This is a genomic window from Nocardiopsis sp. RV163, assembly GCF_001029525.1.
Lineage (GTDB): Bacteria > Actinomycetota > Actinomycetes > Streptosporangiales > Streptosporangiaceae > Nocardiopsis > Nocardiopsis dassonvillei.
On sequence record NZ_LEKI01000209.1, the window covers coordinates 1 to 7916 of the forward strand.

The 7916-nt window shown below is 74.0% G+C and carries 7 protein-coding genes and 1 pseudogene; 4 read left to right on the forward strand and 4 right to left on the reverse strand.

Annotated features, from left to right (window positions below):
* Window positions 1–217 precede the first annotated feature (217 nt).
* Entirely contained in the window at window positions 218–1939 is a 1722-nt protein-coding gene (gene glpD, locus ABD54_RS24050) for a glycerol-3-phosphate dehydrogenase (RefSeq protein ID WP_047871817.1), read from the forward strand.
* 75 nt (window positions 1940–2014) lie between these two features.
* Here the strand turns inward: glpD and ABD54_RS24055 are convergent, their stop codons facing one another.
* A complete protein-coding gene (locus tag ABD54_RS24055; RefSeq protein ID WP_235432179.1) occupies window positions 2015–2992 on the reverse strand; it encodes an ABC transporter substrate-binding protein in 978 nt (325 codons plus the stop codon).
* Window positions 2993–3249: 257 nt separating this feature from the next.
* Between ABD54_RS24055 and ABD54_RS24060 the strand changes: the two genes are divergently transcribed.
* The 3 genes and pseudogenes from ABD54_RS24060 to ABD54_RS24070 all read left to right on the forward strand — a co-directional run.
* Window positions 3250–4281: a hypothetical protein gene (locus tag ABD54_RS24060; protein ID WP_047871818.1), complete on the forward strand. Its 1032-nt coding sequence runs from the start codon at window positions 3250–3252 to the stop codon at window positions 4279–4281.
* A gap of 47 nt (window positions 4282–4328) precedes the next feature.
* Window positions 4329–4796: a hypothetical protein gene (locus ABD54_RS29425; protein ID WP_047871819.1), complete on the forward strand. Its 468-nt coding sequence runs from the start codon at window positions 4329–4331 to the stop codon at window positions 4794–4796.
* A gap of 67 nt (window positions 4797–4863) precedes the next feature.
* Window positions 4864–5334, forward strand: a pseudogene (locus ABD54_RS24070) (3' terminal RNA ribose 2'-O-methyltransferase Hen1); the annotation flags it as partial.
* Between the two features lie 88 nt (window positions 5335–5422).
* Here ABD54_RS24070 and ABD54_RS24075 read toward each other — a convergent pair.
* Genes ABD54_RS24075 through ABD54_RS24085 form a run of 3 tightly spaced genes read right to left on the reverse strand, consistent with a single transcriptional unit; the run spans window position 5423 to window position 7826 of the window.
* Window positions 5423–6175 (reverse strand): ABC transporter permease, encoded by a 753-nt coding sequence (locus ABD54_RS24075; protein ID WP_047871821.1) that lies wholly within the window; start codon window positions 6173–6175, stop codon window positions 5423–5425.
* Window positions 6175–6930 (reverse strand): ABC transporter permease, encoded by a 756-nt coding sequence (locus ABD54_RS24080; protein ID WP_047871822.1) that lies wholly within the window; start codon window positions 6928–6930, stop codon window positions 6175–6177. The genes ABD54_RS24075 and ABD54_RS24080 overlap by 1 nt, the downstream gene beginning before the upstream one ends.
* A complete protein-coding gene (locus ABD54_RS24085; RefSeq protein WP_047871823.1) occupies window positions 6927–7826 on the reverse strand; it encodes an ABC transporter ATP-binding protein in 900 nt (299 codons plus the stop codon). Before ABD54_RS24085 ends, ABD54_RS24080 begins: the two co-directional genes overlap by 4 nt.
* Between the last annotated feature and the right edge of the window lie 90 nt (window positions 7827–7916).

Below are 7916 nucleotides of genomic sequence, written 5' to 3' on the forward strand. Positions count from 1 at the left end.
CCCCTTCGGTCCCAGCCAGGTGGTAGTCATCGGTCTCCTCCGTCTCGATGGGTCTCCTCCCAGGCGCATACCCGCCCCGTCCGAACTCGCCGGGACACGCCGGTGCCGGACACCCGGTGTGATCAGCGCCCCCGGTTAGCCTGGGGCCCTCCCGGATGGACAGGGGCCCGGGGCGGGTATGCGCCTGGGAGGAGACCCATCGAGACGGAGGAGACCGATGACTACCACCTGGCTGGGACCGAAGGGGCGCGCCGAGGCGCTCGCGTCGATGGCCGACGAGGAACTCGACGTCCTCGTGGTCGGGGGAGGCATCGTCGGGGCGGGCATCGCACTGGACGCGGTCTCGCGCGGGCTGTCCACGGCGCTGGTGGAGGCGCGCGACTTCGCGTCGGGCACCTCCAGCCGGTCCAGCAAGCTCATCCACGGCGGCCTGCGCTACCTGGAGCAGTTCGACTTCGAGCTCGTCCGCGAGGCGCTCCACGAGCGCGGCCTGCTGCTCACCACCATCGCCCCGCACCTGGTCCGCCCGGTGCCGTTCCTGTTCCCCTTCTCCCACCACTGGGAGCGCGCCTACATCGGCGCGGGCGTCACCCTCTACGACGCCCTCGCCATGAGCTCGCGCAACAACCGCGGACTGCCCACGCACCGCCACCTGACCAGGTCCGGGGCGCTGCGGGTCTTCCCCGCGCTCAAGCGCAGCGCCCTCGCCGGGGCCATCCAGTACTGGGACTGCCAGGTGGACGACGCCCGCCTGGTCACCAGCGTGCTGCGCACCGCCGCCGGACTGGGGGCCAAGATCGCCTCCCGCGCCCAGGCGGTCGGGTTCCTGCGCGAGGGCGAGCACGTCGTCGGCGCCACCGTCGCCGACCTGGAAGGCGGCGGCGAGCGGCGCGTCCGCGCCCGCCAGGTGGTCAACGCCGCCGGGGTGTGGACCGACGACATCCAGGAGATGGTCGGCGGCCGGGGCCAGATCCACGTCAGCGCGTCCAAGGGCATCCACCTCGTGGTGCCGCGCGACCGTATCCAGGCCTCCTCCGGGATGATCCTGCGGACCGAGAAGAGCGTCCTGTTCGTCATCCCGTGGGGCCGCCACTGGATCATCGGCACCACCGACACCGCGTGGGACCTGGACAAGGAGAACCCCGCGGCGAGCCGGGCCGACATCGACTACGTCCTCGACCACATCAACCAGGTCCTGCGCACGCCGCTGGGCCGCGACGACGTCGAGGGCGTGTACGCGGGCCTGCGCCCGCTGCTGACGGGGGAGTCGGAGGAGACCTCCAAGCTCTCCCGCGAGCACACGGTGGCCCACCCCGTGCCCGGCCTGGTCCTCATCGCCGGGGGCAAGTACACGACCTACCGCGTGATGGCCAAGGACGCGGTGGACGCGGTCGCGCACGGCCTGGGCAACGGGATACCGGCCTCGGTCACCGACCGGCTGCCCCTGGTGGGCGCGGACGGCTACTGGGCGCTGTACAACCAGCGCCACCGGCTGGCCCGGAACTCGGGGCTGCACGTCTCCCGTGTCACCCACCTGCTGCGCCGCTACGGCTCCTCGGTCCACGACCTGCTCGACCTGATCCGGGAGCGCCCCGACCTCGGCCGACCGCTCGCGCACGCCGAGGACTACTTGCGCGCCGAGATCGTCTACGCGGTCGAGGCCGAGGGCGCCCGGCACCTGGAGGACGTCCTGTCCCGGCGCACCCGGATCTCCTTCGAGACCTGGGACCGGGGCATCGCCGCCGCCGAGGAGGCCGCCGAACTGCTCGCCGGTTCCCTGGACTGGAGCGAGGAGCAGGTCGGGCGGGAGGTCGAGTACTACCGCAAGGGGATCGAGGCCGAGCGCGCGGCGCAGGAGCAGGACACCGACCAGGAGGCGGACGCGATCCAGCACGGCGCCCCGGAGATCGTCCCGGAGGCCAACATCACGCGGCCCTGAGCGCGGGGCGCGGACGGCGCCCCCCGGGTGCGCCGCCCGCGCCCCGCACGGCCGGGGACCGGCCGCCCGACGCCCTCAGGCGAGCTGGTCGATGACCGGCTCCAGTTCGCCCCTGAGCCACTCCAGTCCGATGGGCGCTGGGGAGTTCAGCGCGTTGGCGAAGGCCAGGTCGGCGTGGTAGACGGTCGAGGCCTCGACCGCGGGCAGCCCCTGGAAGAGGGGGTCCCCGGCCAGCCTGTCGCGGTCCTCCCCGGTCGGGGCCCACACCATGAGCACGTCGGCGTCGAGTTCCTCGGTGCGCTCCAGGGGCAGCGGGTCGCCCGTCTGGGTGTTGTCCTGGTTGTCGGCCGGCCGCAGCCCGAACAGTTCGAGCACCGAGCCGTTGCCGAAGGCGTAATGCCCCGGGTCGGCGCGCACCCACTGGTAGGTCCTGGAACCGATGTCGGGCACCCGCCCGCCGACCTCGGTGAACGCCGCGCCGATGCCGGTGATCAGCTCTCCGGCCTCCTCCTCCCTGCGCAGCGCCCTGGCGGTGGTGCGCAGGCGCTCGTCCCAGTCCACGTTGAGGGCGTCAGAGTCCGGGGCGACCGTCGGCGCGATGGCGTTGAGCTGATCGAACGTGGCCGCGTCCGGAATCTGGTAGGTCTCGGCCAGGATCAGGTCGGGCTCCGCCGAGGCGATGGCTTCGATGTTGGGCCCGCCGTCGGCCGAGACCAGGCCGGGGTCGGCGATCCCGGCCAGTTCCTCGGCCAGCCAGGGGGTGGCGGTCTCCAGGGTCTGGGGGTCGGCGGCGACGGCGACCGGCGTCACCCCCAGAGAGAGGGCCTGGTCGGCCGCGGAGAAGCCCAGGGCCAGGACACGGCTCGGGCCCTCCTCGACCGTGACGCCGCCGTGCCGGGTCTGGACGGTCACGGGATAGCCGTCGGTGCCGGGGGAGGACCGCTGTCCGGCCTCCCCTGCGCCGGCCCCGCATCCGGTCACGGCGACGGCCAGCACCATCGCCGCGGCGGCCCGGCGCCTCCCGCGGCCGACCGCCGCGCGCTCTCGTCCCATGCCCACGTACGCACACCTCCCACTCGCCGCGAAGCGCCGCTCCGCGCCGCACGGCGGACGACGGGGGAGCCGTACGGGCTCCCGAGCCGCACGCGCGGTTAAGGAAAGGCTTACCTTATTATCTGTCGGTGGGAAGTGCCGCACCGCCCTCCCCGAAACGGCGTCCGGGTGCTGGACAGGGGCGGCGGCGCGCGTCCCCGGCCAGGTCGCCCCGGGCCCGACGCCCCGGGGTCCGCGGGCCCGCTACGCTCGGTCGCATGTGGCGATTCGTACGCAAACCAGCCAGGGTGCCGCGTCGGGGCGCCGACATCGGGGCGCACCTGGTACCGGAGGCCTTCGGGGTCGACCCGGTCCTGAGGACCGCGTGCGACGCCGTCCGCGAGGGCGACCTCGAAGCCGGCGCCTCCCTGCTCGTGGAGAGCCGGGAGGACCCCGAGACCCGCGTGCTGCGGGTCGAGGCGCTGGCCAGGGCCGCCGCCGACATGCCCGGGGAGATCGTCGGACTTCTGGAGGCCGGTGCCGACCGGGCCGACACCATGCTCTGGCTGGGCCACACGCTGCTGGCCCGCGCACTGCTCCGGCCCTCCGGCGGAACCAGGGCCGACGAGAAGGCCGCCTCCGCCGCCCTGCACGAGGCGGTGGAGGCCCTGGAGGCCGCCGCGCGGCTGCGCCCCGACGACGCGGCGCCCTGGTCCGGGCTCCAGACCGCCGCGATGGGACTGGGCGCGGACCGGGAGGAGAAGGACCGTACCTGGCGCGGGATCATCGCCCGCGCGCCCCACCTGTTCCCCGCCCACGCGGTCCGCACCCGCACCCTGTCGGCCGCCCGGGGCGGCAGCGCCGAGGAGATGTTCGCGTTCGCCGGAGCCGCCGCCGACACCGCGCCCGAGGGCAGCCCCCTGCCGTCCGTGCTCGCCCTCGCCCACGCCGAGCACGTGCGCACGGAGCAGAAACGCCTGATCGCCGAGGGCAACCTGCCCTCCATCGTGGACATGGCCCTGGGGCGCCTGCACGGGGAGTCGGTCCAGGAGCTGTTCGAACTCGCGCGCGGTTGGGTCGCCGGGGCGGTCGCGCACCCGCGCGACGCCCAGGCCCACCACCTGTTCGGGTGGGCCTTCCACCGGGCCGGGATGGCGCAGGCGGCGCACTGGCACCTGGCCGCCGTGGGAACCGTGCGGTGCGACATGCCCTGGTCCTTCTTCGGCCCCGCCCACACCGAACTGATCCGCGCGATGGCCGAACTCGGGGTCGACCCGGGCCGGGGAGCCCGGGGCCCGGCGGCGATCTGAGTACCGCTACTCAGGCACGGGCGGCGCGCACCGGGCATCCTGGGGACATGAACCACCGCTCTCCCGCCCCCGCCTCCGTCCCGCGCACGGTCCTGCTGGCCTCGGCGGCGGCCCTCGCCGCGGTCGCCCTGGCCCACCTGGCCGGGTGGGGCGTCGCCCACGCGATGGACGCGGCCCACACGGCGCCCGACGCCAACATCGGCGCCGGGATGGCCCTGCTGCTCCTGCCCTTCCCCCTCGCCCCGGTCATGGCCTGGCCGCTGGCCCTGGCCGCCCGCCTGCCCCGTCCGGGGACCACGGCGCTGGTCTGCGCCCCCGCCTACCTGCTGCTGGCCGTCGTGGTGTGGACCCTGTGGCCCGGCGCGGCCGACCGGACGCCGCAGGGCTCCTTCCTGCACCCCGTGCTGGAGTCCGCGTGGAGCCTGGTCGCCGCCAACGCGCTCGTCCTCGCGGTCGCGCTGGTCGCCGCCGCGCTGATCGTCCGCGGCCGGTCCGCTCCCGCCGTCCGCTCCTGAGGGCGCACGCGCCCCGGCACCCGAAAAGCGCTCGCCAGGGCCGCGGGGGCCCGGCCACGACGCACGGGTGCTACCGACGATCACGACAACGGCTAGCCCGGCGACGGACCTCGGCTTCCCGCTGCACAAGCACCCCGACAGGGCGCAGGGCTTCGAGCAGTCCTTCGGCACCGCCCACGTCTTCTACCCCGAGGCCGCCGAGCAGCGCTGCGCCGCCGCGCTGGTGCCCGACGTCGACGCTCGGGCGCTGCTGCGCACACGCACGTCGGTGAGCACACCCGGCTTCGCGCTCGCCCAGTACGTCAACGAGCGCCCCTACGCGACGTCGTCGCTGTTCACGGTGGCGCTGGGACGGGTCATGCGCTCCGCGCTCCGAGGGGACTGCAACCAGCGCCCCGAGCTGGCGCGCACGCCGATCCCGCTGGAGCCGCGCATGCCCGCGGCTCCCTGCCGGGGCGGCGCCGAGCGCGCGCGGACGCTGTTCGAGCCCCTGGGCTGGGCGGTGGAGGCCGAACCGGTCCCGCTCGACCCCCGACTGTAGCGGGCGGGGAGGGTCCGCCCGGCTCCCGGCGCGTCCCCCGCGCCGGGAGCCGGGTCCCCGGCCGGTCGCCTTCGCGCCGACGGGGTCAGCGCACGTCCCGGCGGCTCAGCACCGTCGCGGCGAGCACCCACAGCACGAGGGTGGTCGCCGCCGCCGCGAGCACGACGGAGACCGCCGTCGGCAGGTCGAGTGACCCCGCGTCGGAGACGGCCGTGCTGCCCAGGCTGAGCGACGTGGTGACCAGTGACTGCGGCAGGAGGTAGGAGACCGCTCCGCCCTCCCCGGAGTAGAGGAGGCCGACCCCGGCGACGCAGCCCAGGAGGCCCAGGGCGACGGGCGCGGCGAAGGAGCGGACCAGCATCGACAGCAGGGACTGCAACGCGGCCACCGGCAGCGCGGCGACGACGCCCAGCAGGGCGGCGGCCGCGCTGTGCCAGGGCAGCCAGCCGTCCAGGCCCAGGACGAGCTTCCCGCTCAGCACCACCAGCCCGAGCAGCACGGACTGCATCGTCACGACCACCAGGGCGAGCGAGACGAGCTTGGCGCCGACGACCGAGAACGCCCGCGCGGGGGCGGCCATCAACAGGTTCCAGTTGTGGCCCCGGTGCTCCATGCGCCACGCGGCCGACCCCGCCACCGCGATCCCCATCGACATGAACACCATGCCGTAGAAGAGCACCACCTGGGACCAGTAGGACGCCCACCCGGCGGAGAGCGCCTCCTCGTTGGCGCCGTAGTTCACCGTCCCCGTGATGACCGCGAGCAGCGGCAGTGCCACGGCCACGATCCACAGGGCCGAGCGGCGCAGTTTGGCGAGTTCGGCGAGGACCGTCCCCATCACGCCTCCGTCCGGTCGAAGCGCTGGCCGACCACGGCGAACAGGGCGGCCACGAGCACCAGGAACCCGGCCAGCCAGCCGTATCCGGGCGTGATCGCGACGAAGCCGTCCTCACCCGTCCCCAGCGGGGAGACGACCGCGTAGTAGCCCCAGGGCAGCACGCGCGCCAGGGCCGGGGGCATCAGCAGGGTGAACACCCCGCAGAACGAGCCGAGCAGCCCGAGCGCCGTGCCCACGAGCTGGTTCTCCACCAGGGCGGCCAGCAGCACGTGCAGGCACAGCATCGCCAGGTTCACCAGGAGCAGCCCGACGGCGTACTGGACCCACATCCCGACGCGCGGCTCCACGGTGATCCCCGCCGCCAGGCCCGCGGTGAGGACCAGTGCGGTCTGGACGGCCACCGCGGCCGCCAGCAGCGGGCCCAGCACCACGACCTTGGCCCGGCACAGCAGACCCGGACCGAACCCGGCCACCTGCGACAGCGTCCAGCCCCGGCCCTGGTGCTCGATGTCCACCTGCCTGCTGGCCAGTACCGAGACCAGGAGGGGTGAGGTCATGGCCGCGATCATGACGTAGCTCATGAGCAGGCCCTCCCACGGCTGGGCGGCCGGGTCGCCGAAGCCCTCCCGCACGGAGTCCGACATCAGGTTCATGCATGACAGCCCCACGACGGCGGCCACCATGACCGCGCAGACCAGCACGACCCGGAGCCCGCGCGCCTTGCGCAGTTCCAGTTTCACCGCGGTCAGGATCACAGCAGCCCCTCACGGCCGGTGAGGTCCATGAAGACCTCCTCCAGGGACTGCTGGACGCGCCGCACCCCGTGGACCGGCACGTCCTCGGCGACCAGCCGCCGCACGAGCGCGGCGGTGTCCTCGTCGCCGAACCCGGACAGGCGCACGCCCCGCTCCGCGCGCACGGCGGGGATGCCCAGGGCCAGGGCGCGGTCGGGTTCGGGGGTGTCCACGAGCAGGTCCGGCACGCTGCGGTGGAACAGCTCGGTCCGGGTGCCCTGGAAGACCAGCTTTCCGCTGCCCAGGATGCCCAGCACCGAGGCCATCCTGTCGATCTCGTCGAGCAGGTGGCTGGAGACCATGACCGTGACGCCCTCTCCGGCCAGCGTCACCAGCAGTCCGCGGATCTCCTCGATGCCCGCGGGGTCCAGGCCGTTGGTGGGCTCGTCGAGGACGAGCAGGCGCGGCTCCCGCGCCAGGGCCATCGCGATGCCCAGGCGCTGCTTCATCCCCAGCGAGTACGCGCGGACGAGCTTGCCCATGTGCTCCTGGAGGCGCACGGTGGCGACCGCGCGGGAGACCTGCCGGTCGCTGAGTCCGAGCATCCGCTGGACGATCGCCATGTTCTCCCGCCCGGTCAGGTGCGCGTAGCCGGGAGGCGCCTCGATCAGGGAGCCGATCTCCCGCAGCAGCGCGGGGCGCGTGTCGCGGTTCATCGGCTGTCCGAAGACGGTGACCTCGCCCCGGGTGGGCCGGGCCAGCGACAGCAGCATCCTCATGGTGGTGGACTTGCCCGAGCCGTTGGGGCCCAGGAAGCCGTAGACGCAGCCAGGCGGCACCCGCAGGTCGAGGTCGTCGACGACCGTCCGCGCACCGTAGGCCTTCGTCAGGTGGTGGGTGGTGATGATGTGGTCCATGGAACTCCTTCCACCGAGGAGCCTCCGGCACCGGGACCGGGGAGGGCATCGTGCCGGGGTAGGGGAAACGCGCTCCCACCGCGGTAGGAG

Coding starts and splice junctions, on each gene's coding strand:
- ABD54_RS24055 (WP_235432179.1), bottom strand. CDS start 2,992: ATGGGACGAGAGCGCGCGGCGGTCGGCCGCGGGAGGCGCCGGGCCGCC.
- ABD54_RS24075 (WP_047871821.1), bottom strand. CDS start 6,175: ATGGGGACGGTCCTCGCCGAACTCGCCAAACTGCGCCGCTCGGCCCTG.
- glpD (WP_047871817.1), top strand. CDS start 218: ATGACTACCACCTGGCTGGGACCGAAGGGGCGCGCCGAGGCGCTCGCG.
- ABD54_RS24060 (WP_047871818.1), top strand. CDS start 3,250: ATGTGGCGATTCGTACGCAAACCAGCCAGGGTGCCGCGTCGGGGCGCC.
- ABD54_RS29425 (WP_047871819.1), top strand. CDS start 4,329: ATGAACCACCGCTCTCCCGCCCCCGCCTCCGTCCCGCGCACGGTCCTG.
- ABD54_RS24085 (WP_047871823.1), bottom strand. CDS start 7,826: ATGGACCACATCATCACCACCCACCACCTGACGAAGGCCTACGGTGCG.